We start from the raw sequence: 20,337 nt of genomic DNA on the forward strand, positions 1-20,337 counted from the left end.
AGTCGCTAAGACGCGAAGTTTTTTGAACCATATAAGTCATGTAAGAGATTTTAAGTTTTTACTTAATTGAACTTATATGGCTTATATGGTTTATTTTTTATATAATCTTTGTGCCTTCGCGACTTTGCGAGATTTTTAATAATATGCTTTGAAGTATTGTTTGTGCTTTTTTATAAAATTAAACCTATATTAGCTTAAATAACATTTAAAAGCCGTAAAATGACTTGTACAATTTATTCGCATCATTTAGGACTGGATAAAATCAAACAAATATTTCTTTCTCATGTTCCTAAAGGAGTTTTTTCTGTCAATGGTGAAAACCTCGAATTTGAAGTAAAAGGCGGAATCTTAAGTCCGTCAAAAAAAGTGACCATTTTTTACAGAGAAAGAGCTGTTCCTTCTTATCAAATTCCGCAAATTGACGATTCTGAATTAACTGCCAATTTAAAAGGATTGTATGGTTTTGTAGATTCGCTACCAACTGATAATGAAAAGGTAAAAGGATTGTTTCTTCATAAAATACAAACGCTGAATTCTGAATTTTCTATTCGTGAAGACAAAGGAGAACTAAAAGAATTGAAAGCTATTATAGCCGATCTTGCAAAGGAATTTGATGCTGTTTTGTTTGTTCAGCCTAAAACTATTATTAGTAAATCTGAAACACAGCATTTTTTAAATAAAGATCTAAATCTGATTATTAATACAGAAGGAAAATGTGAAATAGATAATTTAGAAGTTCATATCAATTCCGAATATTTTGATAACGATCAGAATGAATTAGAAGAAGATCAAATTGAAAGAAAAGCCAAAAATGAAGAAATTCTTGAAAGGAAAAATATTAAAATCAACAAACATTTGCCTTGTATTGAATCGGAAAGAGAAACTACAATTCGGTCAGCAAAAGAAATAGCTGAAAGAGTGAGTGTTTTGGCCGTAACGAATTTGGTGGCTTTTAATAGTATTTCACCAGAAGAAGCTGTTGATTATTTAAAAAATTATAAACTTTGGGAGTCTGTAACAGAAGGCGAAAAAGAGTTTTTAGCAAATCCAACAGATGACAGGAAAATGTATGAAACTTGGAAATGTGAAGGAATCTGGACATTAACCTGGGCTTTGAAAAAAGTAGAAACTCTTGATTTTCCAAGCGAGTTTTGCAATCTGGAAAATATCAGTGCAGAGAATTATCCTGTTGGAAAAGACAAAGATCCTTTTGATTTTATAAATGCAGTGAATGAAGTTCGCTCTAAAAAAGAAATTTTAGATGCAGCCGATTTGTATTACAGATACAATTGGGCTTGTGTAGACGAAAGAATTAAAGGAAATCAAATTGAAGGCATTAATCCTGGAATTGTTTACGAAAGACAATACGCACTTAATTGGCTGATTCATTATATGGGTCAAGATTGGGATAACGTAACTTGTGATACTTAATAAGTAGATAGTTTTATTGCTTGCAATCCCAATAACCATCGGGAGCTAAGACGCAAATTTTTTGAACCATATAAGTTATGTAAGTAATTTAAGTTTTTGCTTAATTGAACTTATATGACTTATATGGTTTGTTTTTTAAAATTTTACGTTTTAGCGACTTCCGAAGATTCTTTATATATTTATAAAAAAACAAAATGACTCCTACTTTTTTTGCAGATCAGAAAGACTTTAGAAAATGGCTTGAGAAAAACCATCAGAAAGAAAAAGAACTTTTGGTTGGTTTTTATAAAGTTACAAGCAAAAAGCCTTCTATGAGTTGGTCAGAATCTGTTGATCAAGCGCTTTGTTTTGGCTGGATTGACGGCGTTCGAAAGTCGGTTGATAAAGACAGTTATACGATTCGTTTTACACCCAGAAAGACTTCTAGTATTTGGAGCGCTATCAATATTCAGAAAATAGAAGATTTAACTAAAGCGGGTTTAATGACCAATGCAGGTTTAAAAGCGTTTAGTTTTAGAACAGAAAATAAATCTAAAATTTATTCGCATGAAAAAGAACCAGTTCCGCTTTTAGAGGCTTATGAAAAGCAATTTAAAACCAATAAAATAGCGTGGGAGTTTTTTGAGAAACAAGCACCATCTTATAAGAAAGTAATGGTTCATTGGATCATGAGCGCTAAACAAGAAAAAACACAATTGTCGAGACTTGAAAAAACAATTATAGAGAGTGAAAATCAAAAAAGAGTCATGTAAAACTTTAGAATAAAATTTCTATTTTAGTCTACTGACATAAATAGGATTATGGAAATCGAAAATACCACAAAGATTAAAGGGGAAATTTTGCTGGGTATTATTTTTGCTCTCGAATTATACGCCTTGCCTGTTCAGTTTTATTTGCTATTAAAAGGTTCTGAATTTACTTTCTTCAGTGCCCCAGTTCGTTTTTTTAGCTTCTTTACTATTCTGACCAATACAATAGTTTTCTTTTGTAGCGCACTATTGCTGTTTGGAGGAAAATGTAAATTAAATTCCTTTTTTAAAAAGTGTACAACCATTACTGCAATCACGGTTTATATTTTAATTGTCGGAATGGTTTTTAATCTCCTTCTTCGTTCCCTTATTGATTTAAAAGGGCATCATCTTATTGTGAGCGAAATATTTCATACGGTTGTTCCAGTTTTGTTTTTCTTGTATTGGCTAGTTTTTGTCAGTCCAGAAAAAATTTCATTTAAGGTTATTTCGTTTTGGCTGATTTATCCGATTATGTATATCATTTACACTTTGTTTCACGGAATAATGACAAATTTTTATCCTTATCCGTTTATTGATGTTACTAAATTAGGTTTTGAAACCGCTCTTATAAACGGAACTTTTGTTTTAATTGCTTTTGTGGTTTTGTCTGTTATACTGATTTCTATTTCCAAAATGAGAACTAAAGAGATTTAGATTTTATTTATAAAAACAAAAATCAAATTATTACGTATATTTAGTATAAACCATTTTTCAAAATTTGAGAATTCTAATGACTTGAAACCAAAAAAGCATTCTATTCTTACTTTTTTGCAGTGCTTTAAGGAATTTGATGATAATTATTTTGTAAAAATGATGTTTTGTTGATATAAAATTTATATTTGCGCAAATAAAGGAAGACAAAGATTAGCTCAGAACAAGGAAATATTAGAATTGATGAAGCTTACTACAAAGAACTATTTTATTCTTTGTATCCAAGGCTTGTGAGCTATAGTTTAAACTTTGTTAAGGACAATTTCCTGGCCGAAGAAGTTGTCGAAAATGTAATGTTACAACTTTGGGAAAACCGTGTGAAGTTTGAAAAGATAAATGATGTAAAATCATATCTCTACACCATGGTTCGAAACGGTTCTTTATTGGCTTTGAAGAAAGAACAAAAAGTGGTAGAACTCGACCATAAACTTTCTGATGAAACTACAGAATTTGATTTTAATATTCTGGAAGAGGAATTATATTCTGATTTAATTGATGCTTTAAATTCGTTACCTGAAAAATGTAAAGAAGTTTTTGAACTTTCTTGTTTAGAAGGAATGAAATACAAAGATATTGCCGAACAGCTTAATATTTCTATCAATACCGTCAAGTCGCAACGTGCCAGAGCGATAGAATTATTGAAGGAAAAACTTAAAAATCACTCTGAACTTTTATTTATTTTGCTTTTTCTTTAAAAAAAATCAAAAAACCTTCCACCCATTTTTGATGTTTCGTACTCTTAGTTATATAACATTTACTTAAAGTGTTAATAACCGATACTTAATATCAAAAAATATGTCCCAAGGAAAGAAAGAATTTGTAATCGCTGCTCTCATAAGAAAAGAACTGCTTACGGGAGAATTATCGATTGAAGAAAATGCTCTTTTGCAAGAGTGGCTTTCTGTACCCGAAAATCAAGAATATTATCAGAAAGTTATTGATTTAGAAACTTTAAAGGGAAAAGAAAGATTTTATAATGCGGTCAATACTGATGCAGCTTTCGAAAGAATTAAGGAAAAACTTGGTTTTGAAGATTCACCTGTAATTTCACTTTTCAACTATAGAAAAGTATGGAGATATGCTGCAATTTTAGTTTTCTTAGCTGGAATCTCTTCTGTTTTCTTTTATCTGAATAAAACTGGAGAGCCAAAAAAGGAAGAAGTAGTGGTAAAAAGTATTGAGCCACAATACAATCATCCGACCCTGGTTTTGGCAGACGGAACGGTTGTTTCTTTAGAACCTAAAAAAGAAAAAATTGTTTCTAAGAACGGAGTCATCTCTAATGTAAACAAAGTCTTGGTTTACGATGCAAAAGCACTCAACGGAAAAGTTTCTACAGGAGAAAATAGTTTGATTGTGCCAGTTGGTGGTATTTATGCAGTTAATCTTTCAGATGGAACTAAAGTTTGGCTGAATTCAAAATCTACTTTAAAATATCCAGTTGAATTTAGTGGAAATACACGTAACGTAACTTTAGAAGGAGAAGCTTACTTTGAAGTAAGTAAAGATCCGAAGGCTCCATTTACAGTAAAAACTAAATCTGGAAACGTAACTGTTTTAGGAACTCATTTTAATGTGAGCGCTTACGAAGAAGACAAAAATTTTGAAACGACTCTTGCTGAAGGAAAAGTAAAAGTTTCTGAAGATAATCAAACAGTCGTTTTAAATCCAGGGCAACAAGCTCGTTCTAAAAATGCAGGTCTGAGTGTTGTCGATGTTGATCCATCTGTTTATACGGCTTGGAAAGATGGTAAGTTTTATTTTGAAAATGAAAATCTAAAAAACATTTTGACCAAAATGGCAAGATGGTACAACTTTAATGTGAAGTTCGAACAAAAAGCATTAGAGCAGATTAAATTCACAGGAATCGTTTTGAAAGACGAACCAATAGATCGTTTTCTTGATGTCATTAGTAAATCATCCAATGTTAAATATAAAATAACCAAAGTAAACCAAACGTATGAAGTAACCGTAAGTAAGTAAAAAAGAAAACCGGAAAATATTGCAGTATTTCCCGGCGAGTATTTGTTCAGTCGACAAAAAGAGTTCGAAATCAATTAACCAACCAAAACATTTAAAAGTATGAAAAAAAACCTATCCGCAAAAGATTGTGGGGTAAAATCCGCGCTTTGGGATAAATTTCTTGACCTTATGAAGAAATCCCTAATATTAACCATATTTCTTTTTAACGTAGTTGCCTTTGCCTATTCCCAAAAAGTAAGCATAAATGCAAGAAACCAATCAGTATCTAATGTTTTAAAAACAATTACGAGAAAAACCAATGTTGAGTTTTTCTATAGTGATGATGTTTTTGATGCACAGAGAAGAGTAAATATATCAGTCAATAAAGCTGATGTCATGGCAGTTATCAAAGAGTTAATAGGTGATAACTATAAAGCAGAATTCGTAAATAACAAATTGATTGTTATTGCATTAAATACAAAAGCAAATATAGGAACAGCAACAGCTTCTGTAGTAGATGAAGAAGTGAAAATTAAAGGAGTGGTAACCAATGCCAAAAAAGAATTTTTAATTGGTGCTACAGTCTGGGTAAAAGGTACTAGAAAAAGTGCTATTACCAATTTTGATGGTTCTTACGAAATCATGGCTAAAAAAGGAGACGTTCTTGTTTTTGAATATTTAGGATACAAAAAATCAGAAGTAACCGTTTCTGATAACTTAATTATTAATCCAATTTTGTTAGAGGATGTAAGCAAATTGGATGAAGTAAAAATCGTTTCAACAGGTTACCAAAAAATTGACAGAGAACGTTCTACAGGATCTTTCGTAGCAATTACAGCTAAAGAATTAGATAAAGTCCCGGTAAATAATGTGCTTCACAGATTAGAAGGGCAGGTAGCAGGTTTGCAATTAAATATTGAAGACTCTGACAACACTTTTGTTTACGGAAATACAAGAGGATCAGTTGAGGGAAATGGGAGTTATAAAGTTGCTATTAGAGGAACATCTACATTTGCAAATGCGGGATCTAATGCAATGCCATTAATTGTACTTGACGGTACGCCTACAGAGTTAGACATTAGAACCATTAATCCAAATGATATTGAGAAAATTACATTCTTAAAAGACGCTGCATCGGCTTCTATTTATGGAGCGAGAGCTGCAAATGGAGTAATGGTAATTGATACTAAAAAAGGAAAACAAGGACAAACCAGAATTAATTTTTCTCAAAATTATGGTTTTTCTAACAAGCCTTCTTTATCAAAATTGCCATTAATGAATTCTTCTCAGGTTTTAAATTTAGAGCAAGAATTTGTAGATAAAAATTTGGTTACAGATCCAGCAAGTATAACTTATATGTTAGCTCCTCCTATTAGTCAGGGAATGGAATTGATGTTTCAGTACAAAAGAGGTCAAATTTCTGAAGCTCAAAAAAATGCGGGTCTAGATGTATTGCGTAATCGTAATACTTACGGACAAGCAGAACAATATTTCCTGCAAGCTTCATCTACTCAAAACTATAATTTATCGTTTAGTGGAGCACAAAATGATTATTCGTATTTCATGTCGGGGTCGTACTCTAAGGAAGAAACTCAGGCAAAAGGAACTGATGGACAACGTTTAACTTTGTTATCTAACCAAGATTTTAAGCTTTTTAATTATTTAAAAATGACAACAAGCTTAAGAGGTTCGATCTTTAAATATAATGAAAATGCTTTAGGATTAAAGCCGTTAGGAATTGATGCAAATACATTGTTACCCTATAATCAAATTGTAGGAGATGATGGCAATTCAGTAAATTACTATCAACGTTATTACAGTGCTCAAACTATGGCATTGGAACAAAAGGGATATTTACCATGGACTTACAACTATATTGATGAATTGAACAATAGTGACAGGTCATCAAATGAATTAAATGTTGGTGCTACCATTTCGGCTACAGCTCCTTTATTAAAAGGTTTAGATGCCGTAGGTACTTATTCTATAGAAAGTGCACGTACATCAAATGATAATATGTACAATAAAGATACCTTCTTTGCACGTGATAGAATCAACTCGGCAACTTCTATAAATAGTAATGGCGATTTAGTAAATGCAATTCCGTTAGGAGGTATTTATCAAAATAATGAATTCGGTACAAGCAGTTATACGATGAGAGGGCAATTAAATTATGATGGCATTATTGGTCAGGATCATTTAATTAACGCAATGGCAGGTATCGAAGCTAGAGAAACTAGAGAAAGTCAAGACGGTAGAACGTTGTTTGGTTATAATCCAAAAACGCAAACGTCTGTAGATCTTCCTTCGTTAAATTACGTTGATGTAAACGGGTATAATTATACGTTAGGTTATGGTAACGAGCATAAAGATGTTCGTAGAAGATTTTTATCATACTATGCCAATGCTGGTTATACGTATAAAAATAAATATACACTTACAGGAAGTGCACGTTTAGATGACTACAATAACTTTGGAGTAGATAAAAGATTAAGAAGAACACCTTTATGGTCAACAGGAGCAAAATGGAATATTAAAGAAGAATCTTTCTTAAAAGACAGTAACTTTTTTAATAGTTTAGGTTTAAGAGCAAGTTACGGTTATAACGGAAATATCAATTTAGAAGTTTTTCCTTTTACAAACATCAGTTTAAGTAATTTGGATACTTTTTCGCAACAACCTTATGCTTTTATTACTGCTCCTGCGAATCCTAATTTGCGTTGGGAAAAAACTGCAATATTAAACTTAGGAGTTGATTTCTCTATCTTTAATAGTAGATTAAATGGTACTGTAGAATATTATAAAAAGAATAGTAAAGACTTAATTGTAGAGTTCCCAATTTCGCCATTTTACGGTGTTCAAAATAACGCATTAAAACAAAATGCAGCAACACTATCAGGAGAGGGAGTAGATTTAAGTTTGAACGGAACTATTCTTAAAGCAAAAGATTTTTCTTGGAATGCAGGTCTTGTAGTTACATACAATACTACAGAAGTAACAGATTCTCGTTTTCAAAATTTCAGCCAGTATTTAAATGGATCAGGAGGAACGCCACCAATTGAGGGCTATCCATTGAACAGTATATTTGCTTTTAGATCAGCAGGATTAGATGCAACTGGTAGAACACAGGTGTATGATAAGGATGGTAATATTGTGAACTCTTTTACTTCTTTAAAGAACATTGAGGACATGAAATATATGGGAACAAATATTCCATCTTATTTTGGAAGTTTTAACCACACTTTTACGTATAAAAAATTGTCATTATACATTTTGGCAACTTATAAATTCGATTACGTAATGTTTAAACCAACTTATGGAGGTTATGTAGACAGATCAGGAAGATTCAGTAGATACGATTTAAATACAGATATTGACAAAAGATGGAGAAATCCAGGAGATGAGGCAACTACATCGGTTCCAGGAATTGTGGGCTCAAGCGGACTAAGTTTTGCGAGATATATGAATTCAGATAACCGTATTATGGAGGGTGATCATATCCGTTTTAGAGAACTTTCACTAAAATATGATTTGAGCGAATTGATTGACAGAGGTTCTATTACTGGTGCTTCAGTAACTTTTACTGCTAGAAATCTTGGTTTCTTTTGGAGAAAAAACAAAGACGGTTTAGATCCTGACTTCTTGCCTTACACAGGAACTAACATGAAATTGCCGGCAATGGCAATGTACTCAATTGGTTTTAATGTTAATTTTTAATTTTTTAAAGATGAAAAAATATTTAAAATACATCACAATATTAGCTGTAGGAGCAATTGTTTTGAGCTGTGATAATTACGTTGATATCAAAACAGAGGGTAGATTAATACCTGAAGAAACGGAAAACTACAGATATCTGTTAAATAATTCGTCTACCTTGGACATTAATTATGGTGCTTTAGATGTAGCATCAGATGATATAAGTTTTCAAAATGATGCTCAAACAACTGCATTAGGATCTTCAGATTATTATCGTCCTTTTGTTAATCAATATAAATGGGCAGAGCAAATTTATTTTGACGGTGAAATAGATTATAATATGAATAGTATGTATAGTGCTTTGTACAATACTAATATTATAATCAGTGAAGTAATGCAAAGTAAAAGAGGAACAGAAGCTGAAAAATTGGCGATAAAAGGAGAAGCACAAGTTCACCGCGCGTTTATTTTTCTAACCTTAGTAAATGCTTTTGGCAAAGCTTATGATGCTACAACAGCATCAACAGATCTAGGTATTGTACTTTTTACAACTCCAACAGTTTCGGAAAATATTAGAAGATCTTCTGTTCAAAATGCATACGATATCATTTTAAGTGATTTGAACGATGCTGTAAATTCAGGATTAAAACCAATTAATTCAGGAAACAATGTAGCATTTCCTTCTAAAGCGGCTGCTTATGCACTTTTAGCAAGAACGTATCTGTATATGCGTAACTACCCTTTGGCTTTAGAAAACGCAGAAAAAGCATTGGCTATTCAAAGTACTTTAAATAATTATGAAGATTATGAGTTTAGTGCTTTTCCAACAAGAAGATTAGATAAAGAATTAATTCTATCAAAATGGAACGGATACAGTTCTCTTGCTTATGCGCCACAAATCCTATCATTAAGCAATGAGCTGATTAATACATTTGACACAAACGATTTACGTTATGTGTTGTTTACACAACCAAGCAGCACTTTTAGTTCGGATTACACAATTGGTAGATCTTATGCTAAAGAGGGAATAACAGGAGAAAGCCGAAACGGAGGTCCAACAGTTGCAGAAATGATGTTGATAAAAGCAGAATGTTTAGCAAGAGCTGGTTCTGGAGAATTGGCAATGACAGAAATCAATAAATTAAGACAAAAAAGATTCAGAGCTGCACAATACGTTGCCATGACCGCAACAGACAGTAAAGATGCTTTAATAAAAGTTTTGGCAGAAAGAAGAAGAGAGTTAATGGGACAAGGTAATTTTAGATGGTTCGATTTGAAACGATTAAACAAAGAACCAGAATTTGCTAGAACCATTACGCATACTTTTGCAGGACAGACGTTTACATTAGCACCAAATGGTGATCGTTACCAAATGCCTTACGCTCCAATTTATTATGATTACGCACCAAACTTACAGCAAAATCCATAATTAGATTAATCATAAAAGTGCACTCAAAATTTTTGAGTGCACTAAATTTCAAAAAACAAACAATATGAAAAATTTCAAACTGGTACTATTCTTTTTTGGTATCACTAGTACTTTATTGGCTCAAAGTGGCGGACAAAAATTTCTTCTTTCGCCAGAACATCCAAACGCTGGCGAAGAAATCACAATTACTTATGATGCAGCTGACACTCCTCTAGAAAATGCAAAACATGTTGAAGGTGTAGTTTATACTTACGATAACTTCAGATGGCTTGCAGATGATATTACGTTAAAATCGGTTGGCAATAAAAAATGGCAGACTAAAATGAAACTTTCAGATAAGGCGGCTTTTATTAACTGTGTTTTCAAATCGGATACGATTAAAGATAATGGAGGAAAATTGACGTATTCGTGGATTCTAGAAAAAAGTCTTGGTTCTTATGTAGGATGGGGATTTTTGAGAAGTCCAGATTTACAAGATCAAGTTCCGAATATTGTTCATGACAGTGCTTATATTAAAAAAGAAGTTTCTTTGTTTTGGATTAATAATGAATTGAAATATCACCCTGAAAGCCGTACGCATGTGTTTTATGAAGGTTCAAAATTGAAACAACTTGAAACTGGTGAACCACAGCCAAAACTGATTAAAAGAGAAGTTCGTTTTGTTTTAGGTGGAAAAGATTTAGACAATGCAACACAATACAACATTCAGAAAACGATTGGTTTATTGGCACCAGAACATAAAGTTTTTGCAGATTCTGTTCAGAATGTTTTATTGAAAAAATATCCAAACGGAGTTTTAGCACGTGATCTTGAAATTAGAAAGATTTTTAATGAAGCTGATTTCAATAAAAAAGTAGCGATGTATAATGCTTTTGAGAAAAACTTTCCGCAAAGCAAATTTCTTGATGTAAATACAGATACAGAAGGTTTGTTTTATGATAAAATGTTTAAAGGAATTGCTTACAACTATATCGTAAAAAACAAAGATTACAGCTATGCAATCAATAGTGTAAAAAATGTTTCTTATAATATCTTGGTAGATTATGCTTGGCATTTAATTTCAATTCCTTTTGATAGAGATCAGGAAGGAACTGAAAAAACATCATTGGAAACATTGAAAAAATATGCAGATGTAATTATCCCTGAAATGGAAAGCAGAGAAGCATTTGTACCAAAAGAATATGTTGGAAAATTATCTTTAAAAGAATGGCAGGCTCAAGCTTTACAAAATGCTGCAAGAGAATATTTTACTTATGCTAAACTTTTAGAAATTTTCAAAAACTATGATTTATCTAAAAAATATTTAGAGAAAATCAAACCACTTATGAAGTTTGAAGATGCACAATACAATGAAGTGTATTCAAGAATGCTTTTAAGAGAAGGAAAAACGGCTGAAGGAAAAGCTTATCTAGTTTCAGCTGCAAAAGCAAACAAAATCACGCCAACATCTATTGCAACTTTCAAAGATTTATTTGTAAAAGAAGGAAAAAAAGAAGCAGATTTTGAGGCTTATTTCCATTCTTTAAAATCAGAAACAAACGAAGAGCACAAAAAGAAATTAATCTCAGAATTGATCAATCTTCCAATTGACGGATTTGAGATGGAAAGCAGCCGTGGCGGAAAAGTAAAATTAGCTGACCAAAAAGGTAAAATTGTAGTTCTTGATTTCTGGGCAATGTGGTGTGGACCTTGTAAAAATGCAATGCCAGGAATGAATATGGCAGTGAATAAATACAAAGAAGATCAGAATGTAAAATTCTATTTTGTGGATACAATGGAATACATCAAAGATTTTAAAGCACAAACTCAGGCTTTTATCAAAGAAAAAGGATTTGATTTTACAATTCTTTACGATAGCAAAAATCCAAAAACAGGAAAATTTGATGCTGTTTATGACAAGTATTCAAAAGCATTTCATTTCTCTGGAATTCCAGAAAAAATGATCATCGATCAGAACGGAAAATTAAGATGGATGTCGAATGGTTATTTTGGAAGCCCAAGCGAATTGGCTGACGAAATTTCGATCATCGTTGAATATTTAAAATCTGAGAATAAATAATTTAGTTAATAAAGGTTAAGTAATGAAAATTGTTCATTTTTTATATCTCAGTGTTTTAGTATTGTGCTGTCAGATTGGTTTTTCGCAAACCATCTGGCAGGGACAGTACCACTCTTCCAGAATAATAGTTACAGGTGATCTTGACAGTAAAAAAGATTCTCTTTTGTTGAGTATTCCTGAAATGTCTTACGACGGAATAAAAGTTGGAATTCGAACAGAAAAGGATAGTGTTTTCTTTAAAAATGAAATGTATAATTTCGTTTTTAAAGGAAAGTACAATGCCGATAAAACTGCGATTTCTGGTATTTTTAATAACTATTCGATTCCAAATGCAGCAATTGTTTTAAAGAAACAAAGCAGTATTGAGCCTTTGTTTTTTTCGCAACATCCAAAGAAACCGTATCCGTATCAGGTTATTGATATGACTTTTTTAGGAAAAAACACGAAACTGACTTACGGAGGAACATTAACTATTCCGAAAGGGAAAAAGAAATATCCGTTAGCAATTTTAATTTCGGGAACCGGTCAGCACGATCGTAATTATACCTATATGGGAAGAGAGTCTTTTACGGTTTTAGCAGATTATTTGGCACGAAACGGAATTGCTTCTTTACGTGTAGACGACCGCGGATTTGGTAAAACAACAGGAGATTTCCAAAATGCCACAACAGGAGATTTTGCAGATGATATCGATGAAGAAATTGCATATTTGAAAAGCGACAAAAACATCGATGCTTCTTACATTGGATTAATAGGCCATAGTGAAGGCGGCATGATTGCATCGATTGTGAGTTCAAGAAACAAAGATGTAAAATTCATGATTAGCCTTTCTGGTGTTGGAGTAAGCGGATTGGAAATGCTGAATCTTCAAAATACAGCGATTCTTAAAAGCTATAATTTCACAGATAAAGTAGTAGCGAAACAAATGGAAATGTACAACATCATGTTCAATATTGTGTACAATACCAAAGACGGTGAATCGGCACAACCAGCGATGGAAGTAAAGTTGAAAGAATGGATGCAAAAGCAAGATTCGACAACTTTAAAAGAAGTACAATTGCTAGACGGACGTGATCAGACTTTCTTGTATCGTTACGGAAAAGATGCCGACAGAAAATGGTATCGTTATACGATTCATTATAAGCCAGAAAATTACCTTCCAAAAATCACCGTTCCCGTATATATAGCAAATGGCGATAAAGATATTCAAGTTCCAGCTGTTGAAAACATTGATTCGTTCAAAAAATATTTAGGAACAAAAGACCTTACGACAAAGATTTATCCAAATTTGAATCATATGTATCAGCATTGTAAAACTTGTACGCAAAATGAAGCCAAAGAAATTGATGAAGTTTTTGCCGAAGAAGTGCTGGTAGATATTTCAAAATGGATTTTGACCCGTTATAAAAAATGATGAAAAAAAAGATCTTTGTCAAAGTTCAAAACTTTGACAAAGATTAAAATCATCACAACTTTTCAATTGTAGTATTTCATTCTAACATCATGAAAAAAATAGTCCTTTTTATCGCATTTTTCTTTGCGATAAGTAATCTCACTGCTCAAATTTACGATCCAGTTTCGTTTACAACATCCGTAAAAGAAATAGGAGAGAACAAATATACTTTGAGTATAATTGCCAAAATTGATAAAAGCTGGCACATTTATTCTCAAAACGTTCCATCTGGCGGACCAGCACCAACAAATTTTACTTTTCCGAAGTCTAAAAACTACAAAACGATTGGTTCTGTAGTGGAACCTGCAGGACATGAAGTAGACGATCCGGTTTTTAATATGCGAATTAAATATTTTGCAGATAAAGCTGTTTTTACGCAGAATATAGAAAGAAAAACAAACGAAGCTTTTACTATAAATGCGACCATATTTTTTATGGTTTGTAATGATAACAGCTGTTTGCCTCCAGGAGAAAAAGAAGTAAAATTTACTTTTAAAAAATCAGATACGCCAGTTAAAAACGAAGATACGGCAGTTGCAGTAACAGAAGAAAAAAATACAGATTTGCCTGCACAAGACGAATCAATCACTAAACAGGATACCACAAACAACACAACAGATTCTGTTAGCACTGTCAGCAAAGACACTTCTGAAAGTTTAAAAAAGACAACAGAAACTGATTCAGGAAAAACAGCCCCTGAAGAAAGCCTTTGGACTTTATTTTTCTTCAGCTTTTTAGGAGGTCTTGCTGCTTTGTTTACGCCATGCGTATTTCCAATGATTCCTATGACGGTGAGTTTCTTTACAAAACAAAGTAAAACGAAAGCGGCAGGAATTAAAAATGCCATGATGTATGGTATTTTTATCATCATAATTTACGTGATTTTAGGAAGTTTAGTGACAGCAATTTTTGGTGCAGATGCCTTAAATGCTTTAGCGACAAACGTTGTTTTTAATATCGTGTTCTTCCTCCTTTTATTGGTTTTTGCTTTATCATTTTTAGGTGCTTTCGAAATTGTTTTACCAAGTTCGTGGTTGACCAAAATCGACCAAAAATCGGAAATTGGTGGAGCTGTTGGAATTTTCTTTATGGCGTTGGCATTGGCTGTAGTTTCGTTTTCTTGCACAGGACCAATTGTTGGAACTTTATTAGTTCAGGCAGCAAGTCAGGCGGGAATTGCACCAATTGTCGGAATGCTTGGGTTTTCATTGGCCATTGCTTTACCATTTGCTTTATTTGCTGCTTTTCCAGGCTGGATGAATTCATTGCCAAAATCAGGCGGATGGTTGAATTCGGTTAAAGTGGTTTTGGGCTTTTTAGAATTGGCTTTAGCACTTAAATTCTTAAGCAACGCCGATTTAGTTTTACAATTACATTTATTAGAAAGAGAAGTATTCCTAGCCATTTGGATTGCCATATTTACGGTATTAGCTTTTTATTTGTTTGGAAAAATCCAGTTGTCGCATGATTCGCCTTCGACTCATATTTCTGTAGGAAGATTGAGTTTAGGAATTATTGTGCTGTCATTTGTAGTGTATATGATTCCGGGACTTTGGGGAGCTCCGTTACAATACATTAGCGGATTTCCACCAGCAAAACAATACAGTGAATCACCAAATGGCTTTGGAAATGTTGTGACTCAAAATACAGAAAAAAGCGATTTACCACAAGGAGCAGAAAGTGGTCCAAACGGAATTCCGACTTTCCATGATTATGATCAAGGTTTAGCTTACGCGAAAAAAGTAAACAAACCTGTAATGATAGATTTTACTGGTTATGCTTGTGTAAACTGTCGTAAAATGGAAGAAAGAGTTTGGCCAGATCCAAAGGTTTTAGCAGTTTTAAATAATGATGTAGTGCTGATTTCTTTGTATGTGGATGACAAAAGGCCTTTACCAGAAAATGAACAAGTGGTTTCTAAAATTACAGGTAAAGTCTTAAAATATACAGGACAAAAATGGAGTGAGCTTCAAATTTTAAAATATAAAACAAATGCACAGCCATATTATGTTTTAATGGATCACAACGAAAAGGATTTGAACAAACCATCGGCTTATAATCCAGATATTAACGGCTATTACAACTGGCTTCAAGAAGGAGTCCGGAATTTCAAAAAATAATCAAAACATATTGTTGGGTTTAATTTTTTAAACACATAGAATCATAGGATTAGGATTGCGTTAAAAGGCATTTTTATTTATTTGAACAAACATAGAAATACCTCAAAGCTATGTGTTGAGAAACGAGTTTCTCTTCAATTTCCTTTTCAAGAGAAAAAAAACTATGTTCCTATGTGTTAAGAAAAAACACCCCAATAATCAATAATCAAAAAATATCAAATGAAAATTTTTCAATCAAAATGTTGGCTTTTTGTCCTATTCATCGGATTTAAAAGCGTTGCTCAGTTTTCGACTACAGTTCCGTTGAGCAAGGAGGTAGTTTCGGGAAAATTAAAAAACGGAATGAAGTATTATGTGCTGCATAACGAATGGCCAAAAGACCGTGTCTGTTTTTATTTTGCACAAAATGTTGGAGCTATTTTAGAAAATGACGATCAAAACGGATTGGCGCATTTCTTAGAACACATGGCTTTTAACGGAACTCAAAACTTTGAAGGAAAAGGAATCATTGATATGCTGGAGAAAAAGGGAGTTAGTTTTGGAAAAGACATCAACGCTTATACTGCCCAAGATCAAACCGTTTACAATTTGAGTAATGTTCCTGCAAACGATTCAAAACTAATCGATTCTTGTTTATTGGCATTGCACGATTGGTCTGGTTTTCTTTCTTTAAAAGATGCAGAAATCGATGCAGAACGCGGTGTTATTCGTGAAGAATGGCGAACAAGAAGAAATTCAGAATTCAGACTTCGTTTGGAAACAGATAAAGTTTTGTACAAAGATTCAAAATACGCAAAACGTGACGTAATTGGCGATTTAAATTTGATCAATACTTTTGATTATCAAGTTTTAAGAGATTATTATAAAAAATGGTATCGTCCAGATTTACAAGCGGTTATTGTGGTTGGAGATATTGATCCAAAAGAAATCGAAAAGAAGATTATCGAAACTTTTTCTTCTATAGAAATGCCTAAAAATGCTGCGGAACGTTATTATGTTTCTGTTCCAAAAAACAAAGGTATCAATTACGTTTTGGCAAAAGATAAAGAAGCAAACGAAACTAACGTTGTTTTATACTTTAAAAAGGAATTTGATAAAGTAAAAAGCTACGAAACCATTAGAAGAGATTTAATCAATAATCTCTGTACTGATATGATGAACAGACGTTATCAGGAATTCATTCAAAACAATGAAACAGCGGTTTTAGGAATAGGAACAGGAACTTCAGAAGTTTCAAGATTAACAGATTCGTACTATTTGTATGTGACGCCAAAAAACAACAAAACGCTAGAAGGTTTCAAAGAAATGATGATCGAAACTGAAAGAGCAGTTCGTTACGGATTTACACAAAAAGAATTAGATCGTAACAAAGAAGCCGTTTTGAGTTCTTATGAAAACATGCTTCAGAATAAAGACAAATTCGAAAGTGATGGATTGTCTGAAGAATTGGTGAATTATTTCTTGAAAGCAGTTCCGTTTGAAAGTATCGAAACGCAATATGAAAACATAAAAAAGAGATTAGCTTCTGTTACACTTGCAGATATAAATCAAGCAGTTAAAAAACTTCAGACTATAGACAATGTTGTTTTAATGGTTACGGGTCCAGAAAAAAGTGAGGTGGTTTATCCGTCAAAAGCAGATTACGAAAAGATTATGGCATCTGTGAAGAAAATGGCTCTTGATAAATACAAAGAAACCGACACAGACAAACCTTTAATTACAGCAGAATTAAAAGGTTCTAAAGCAGCAAAAGAAACTCCAATCGAGGGAATTGCTGGAGCAAAAAGCTATGTTTTAGGAAACGGAGCAAAGATTGTTTTGTATCCAACGACTTTAGCAAAAGACGAAGTTCTGTTTTCAGGATTTAGTTTTGGAGGAAGTTCATTAATTAAAACAGAAGACATTCCGTCGGCTCAAATTGCAGTAAGTTTGGTAGAAAGTTCTGGTTTAGGCACTTTTAAAAGCACTGATTTAAAAGACAAACTAAACGGTAAAATTGTTGATTTAAAACCTTACATCACAGAATTAACAGAAGGGTTTAGAGGTTCAAGTAATCAAAAAGATTTCGAAACTTTACTGCAGTTATTGTATTTGTATTTTGAAGAACCGAGATTTGACAAAGACTCATACACAAGAATGGTTACTGGTTTTACAAATTCATTAGAGAATACTTTAAATACCAATCCGAAAGTTTTTCAAGATACTATTTCGCAATTGAATTACAATCATAACAAAAGAGTTCCGTTATTAAACGAAGAATTTTTGAAACGTTTGAGTTTTGAGAAAGCATCAGAACTTTACAAACAAAGAATTCAAAACGCAGGTGATTTTACTTTTGTATTCACTGGAAATCTTCCTGAAAATACTTTAGCATTAATCGAAAAATATATTGGAAGTATATCTTCAGACACCAAAAAAGAAAATTTTGTAGACAATAAATTAGATCCAGCTACTGGAGTTGCAAAACAATTATTGGTTCGCGAAATGAATGTGCCAAAAGCGAGTGTTTATATTCGTTTTGTGAAGCAATTTCCATACAACTATAAAAATGTATTTACATCACATATTTTAGCCGAATTACTGTCTAAAAAATACTTGGATTTAATTCGTGAAGAAGAGGGTGGAAGTTATGGTGTTCACGTTCAATCTGGAGTAAGCCGTTTACCATCAGATGAATATACTATGACCATCAACTTTGATAGTGATCCTGAAAAAGAAGAAAAACTGACTAAAATTATTTACGAACAAATCGATTTGATTCAGAAAAAAGCACCAAAAGAAGAAGATGTTCAATCGGTTAAAAATACACTTTTAAAAGCGAGAGCAGAAAAAGTAATGACCAACAGTTTTTGGTTAGGAAATTTAAATAATATGCTTCTAAACAATGAAACGTTCAAAGATGACGTTATCTACAAAAAAACATTAAACGAAGTAACTCCAGAAGATATCAAAGCTTTTGCAAAAGAGTTTTTTGCTAAACCAAGTACGGTTGAAGTAATTATGAAATCAAAACCTCAAGTTACTGCGCCAGAATATTAAAATACCATTGGTTTTTCAGTATTTTTTTTTAGAAGTATTTTGAATTAGTAAGCTTATACAACTAACTTGAAAAACCTTATAAGGAGCTGTTCTTAGGAACAGCTCTTTTTTTTGTATAAAACGATGTTTTCTTTATAGAATTAAATTTGGAAGAATAAAATAAGATGTTATTTTTGGTATACTTTTAATGATTAAAGATGTCTTTATGAATAAAATACTTTGGGAAAAAGTAGAGCGTTTTGAGTTTGATAACGATACTGATCAATACGGATTTTCTACAAGATTGGCACTTGAAAATCATTGGACCTTATACTTTACTCAAAGTGCTTTATTAGAATATAAAAAATTCATGTTTTTGGCAGCAACCAATAATGAAATGGTTTCGCCTTCTGAAATAGTGGATATTGTTTGGCATCAGCATTTAATTTTTACAAACTCATATTCCGAATTTTGTAATCTTTTAGGAAAAAGGATTGAGCATATTCCGTCAACCCACAATCGATCCGAATTCGAGAAATTTAAAATTGCCAAAGAACGTACTAAAGAGTTATACGAGCTTAATTTTGGTATTCAACCAACAGAAGTTTGGGATTACCATAATGAAATGGATTCTTTGCAACTTGAAAATAGTAAATTTGACGTTCACAGACTGAGAAAGAATTTTTTACTTTATTCGATATTTGCTTCTGTTCCAGTATGTATTCTGATTTTTCCTTTATTGATAAGAATCAATAATCCATATTTTTTAATCGGATACATTTTATCCTTTGTTTCACTTCTTTTCTTATTAGATTTTTATGTTAAACGAAGTTTTAAATTGTTGTATGAAAAGATCCGATTTAACCCAATCATCCAAAATCTTTCTGCTTTAGAATTGGTTTTTCTTAAAGAAGACAAACTGGAAAAAGTGGTGCATGGTGTTGTCAATAATTTGATATTGAGTCAAAAGATTAGAATATTAACTGATAACAGATTAGAATTACTCGATAACAGTTTTGGAAATAATCGATATGAAAATTGTGTAATAGAAATTATGAAAGGTGGTGATCCAATGCCGTACAAACAATTGTGCCTTGCAATTATGCAGAAACCGATTTTTGAACAATTAGAGAAAGCAACCTATAGAATCAAAAATAGAATTATTGCTTCAAAAGAATTCACGTTTATTGCAATGTTATCGATGATCATTTTAGGATTATTTCTAGATATCATTTTCAGCCGATTTCTCACAGGGATGTGGAGAGGCAAACCGGTAACTTACTTATTATTATCGATTATTCCATTAATATTAATAACGATGTATACTTTGCATCGCATCTTAAAACTCATGTTTACTAAGATTATTCCAGCTTCATTTAAACAAGAAGTTAGAAAAACGATCCCCAAAGAGAATGATTGGGAATGGAATTATTTTTTTTATGGAAGCGCAGTACTTTACAGTTTTTTTGTTCCAATAACTAATTACAATTCTGGTAACTCTTTTTCCAATGATTCCGGAAGTTCAAGCTCGTGCGGCTCAGGCGGAAGTTCTTGTGGTTCGTCGTGTGGAAGTTCATGCGGTGGCTGTGGAGGAGGAGGTGATTAAGGCAAATCATTTTAAACCAAAACGCTTTAAAACCCGTCATTGGTCGAAATTCTATACAACA

At 32.5% G+C, this 20,337-nt stretch carries 12 protein-coding genes; all 12 read left to right on the forward strand.

What is annotated here, in order from left to right; translation table 11 throughout:
• The first annotated feature begins 219 nt into the window (after window positions 1–219).
• Window positions 220–1,431 (forward strand): DUF4272 domain-containing protein, encoded by a 1,212-nt coding sequence (locus tag NQQ59_RS14325; protein WP_144219578.1) that lies wholly within the window; start codon window positions 220–222, stop codon window positions 1,429–1,431.
• A gap of 194 nt (window positions 1,432–1,625) precedes the next feature.
• Window positions 1,626–2,183, forward strand: coding sequence for a YdeI/OmpD-associated family protein (locus NQQ59_RS14330; RefSeq protein WP_144219579.1), 558 nt, complete (start codon window positions 1,626–1,628; stop codon window positions 2,181–2,183).
• Between the two features lie 48 nt (window positions 2,184–2,231).
• Window positions 2,232–2,876 carry a Pr6Pr family membrane protein gene (locus NQQ59_RS14335; RefSeq protein WP_144219580.1) on the forward strand — a complete coding sequence of 215 codons (645 nt, stop codon included), beginning with the start codon at window positions 2,232–2,234 and terminating at the stop codon, window positions 2,874–2,876.
• 236 nt (window positions 2,877–3,112) lie between these two features.
• The gene (locus NQQ59_RS14340) at window positions 3,113–3,628 is read left to right on the forward strand and encodes an RNA polymerase sigma factor (RefSeq protein WP_257698359.1); all 516 of its coding nucleotides are present in this window, start codon (window positions 3,113–3,115) and stop codon (window positions 3,626–3,628) included.
• 100 nt (window positions 3,629–3,728) lie between these two features.
• Window positions 3,729–4,916: a FecR family protein gene (locus NQQ59_RS14345; RefSeq protein ID WP_144219582.1), complete on the forward strand. Its 1,188-nt coding sequence runs from the start codon at window positions 3,729–3,731 to the stop codon at window positions 4,914–4,916.
• A 99-nt stretch (window positions 4,917–5,015) separates the two neighbouring features.
• Window positions 5,016–8,612 (forward strand): SusC/RagA family TonB-linked outer membrane protein, encoded by a 3,597-nt coding sequence (locus tag NQQ59_RS14350; protein WP_144219583.1) that lies wholly within the window; start codon window positions 5,016–5,018, stop codon window positions 8,610–8,612.
• A 10-nt stretch (window positions 8,613–8,622) separates the two neighbouring features.
• Window positions 8,623–10,020 carry a RagB/SusD family nutrient uptake outer membrane protein gene (locus NQQ59_RS14355; RefSeq protein ID WP_144219584.1) on the forward strand — a complete coding sequence of 466 codons (1,398 nt, stop codon included), beginning with the start codon at window positions 8,623–8,625 and terminating at the stop codon, window positions 10,018–10,020.
• A 64-nt stretch (window positions 10,021–10,084) separates the two neighbouring features.
• Window positions 10,085–12,079 (forward strand): TlpA family protein disulfide reductase, encoded by a 1,995-nt coding sequence (locus NQQ59_RS14360; RefSeq protein WP_144219585.1) that lies wholly within the window; start codon window positions 10,085–10,087, stop codon window positions 12,077–12,079.
• A gap of 22 nt (window positions 12,080–12,101) precedes the next feature.
• A complete protein-coding gene (locus NQQ59_RS14365) occupies window positions 12,102–13,493 on the forward strand; it encodes an alpha/beta hydrolase family protein (protein WP_144219586.1) in 1,392 nt (463 codons plus the stop codon).
• 89 nt (window positions 13,494–13,582) lie between these two features.
• Window positions 13,583–15,652, forward strand: coding sequence for a protein-disulfide reductase DsbD family protein (locus tag NQQ59_RS14370; protein ID WP_144219587.1), 2,070 nt, complete (start codon window positions 13,583–13,585; stop codon window positions 15,650–15,652).
• Window positions 15,653–15,871: 219 nt separating this feature from the next.
• On the forward strand, window positions 15,872–18,691 hold the full coding sequence (locus tag NQQ59_RS14375) for a M16 family metallopeptidase (protein ID WP_144219588.1): 2,820 nt from the start codon (window positions 15,872–15,874) through the stop codon (window positions 18,689–18,691).
• Window positions 18,692–18,896: 205 nt separating this feature from the next.
• Window positions 18,897–20,276 (forward strand): glycine-rich domain-containing protein, encoded by a 1,380-nt coding sequence (locus NQQ59_RS14380; protein WP_144219589.1) that lies wholly within the window; start codon window positions 18,897–18,899, stop codon window positions 20,274–20,276.
• Window positions 20,277–20,337 lie beyond the last annotated feature (61 nt).

This window comes from Flavobacterium panacis, from assembly GCF_024649945.1.
In the GTDB taxonomy this organism is placed as follows: Bacteria; Bacteroidota; Bacteroidia; order Flavobacteriales; family Flavobacteriaceae; genus Flavobacterium; species Flavobacterium panacis.

Excerpts from the sequence above, each read along its gene's own strand:
- NQQ59_RS14325 (WP_144219578.1), top strand. The coding sequence starts at position 220 with ATGACTTGTACAATTTATTCGCATCATTTAGGACTGGATAAAATCAAA.
- NQQ59_RS14330 (WP_144219579.1), top strand. The coding sequence starts at position 1,626 with ATGACTCCTACTTTTTTTGCAGATCAGAAAGACTTTAGAAAATGGCTT.
- NQQ59_RS14335 (WP_144219580.1), top strand. The coding sequence starts at position 2,232 with ATGGAAATCGAAAATACCACAAAGATTAAAGGGGAAATTTTGCTGGGT.
- NQQ59_RS14345 (WP_144219582.1), top strand. The coding sequence starts at position 3,729 with ATGTCCCAAGGAAAGAAAGAATTTGTAATCGCTGCTCTCATAAGAAAA.
- NQQ59_RS14350 (WP_144219583.1), top strand. The coding sequence starts at position 5,016 with ATGAAAAAAAACCTATCCGCAAAAGATTGTGGGGTAAAATCCGCGCTT.
- NQQ59_RS14355 (WP_144219584.1), top strand. The coding sequence starts at position 8,623 with ATGAAAAAATATTTAAAATACATCACAATATTAGCTGTAGGAGCAATT.
- NQQ59_RS14360 (WP_144219585.1), top strand. The coding sequence starts at position 10,085 with ATGAAAAATTTCAAACTGGTACTATTCTTTTTTGGTATCACTAGTACT.
- NQQ59_RS14365 (WP_144219586.1), top strand. The coding sequence starts at position 12,102 with ATGAAAATTGTTCATTTTTTATATCTCAGTGTTTTAGTATTGTGCTGT.
- NQQ59_RS14370 (WP_144219587.1), top strand. The coding sequence starts at position 13,583 with ATGAAAAAAATAGTCCTTTTTATCGCATTTTTCTTTGCGATAAGTAAT.
- NQQ59_RS14375 (WP_144219588.1), top strand. The coding sequence starts at position 15,872 with ATGAAAATTTTTCAATCAAAATGTTGGCTTTTTGTCCTATTCATCGGA.
- NQQ59_RS14380 (WP_144219589.1), top strand. The coding sequence starts at position 18,897 with ATGAATAAAATACTTTGGGAAAAAGTAGAGCGTTTTGAGTTTGATAAC.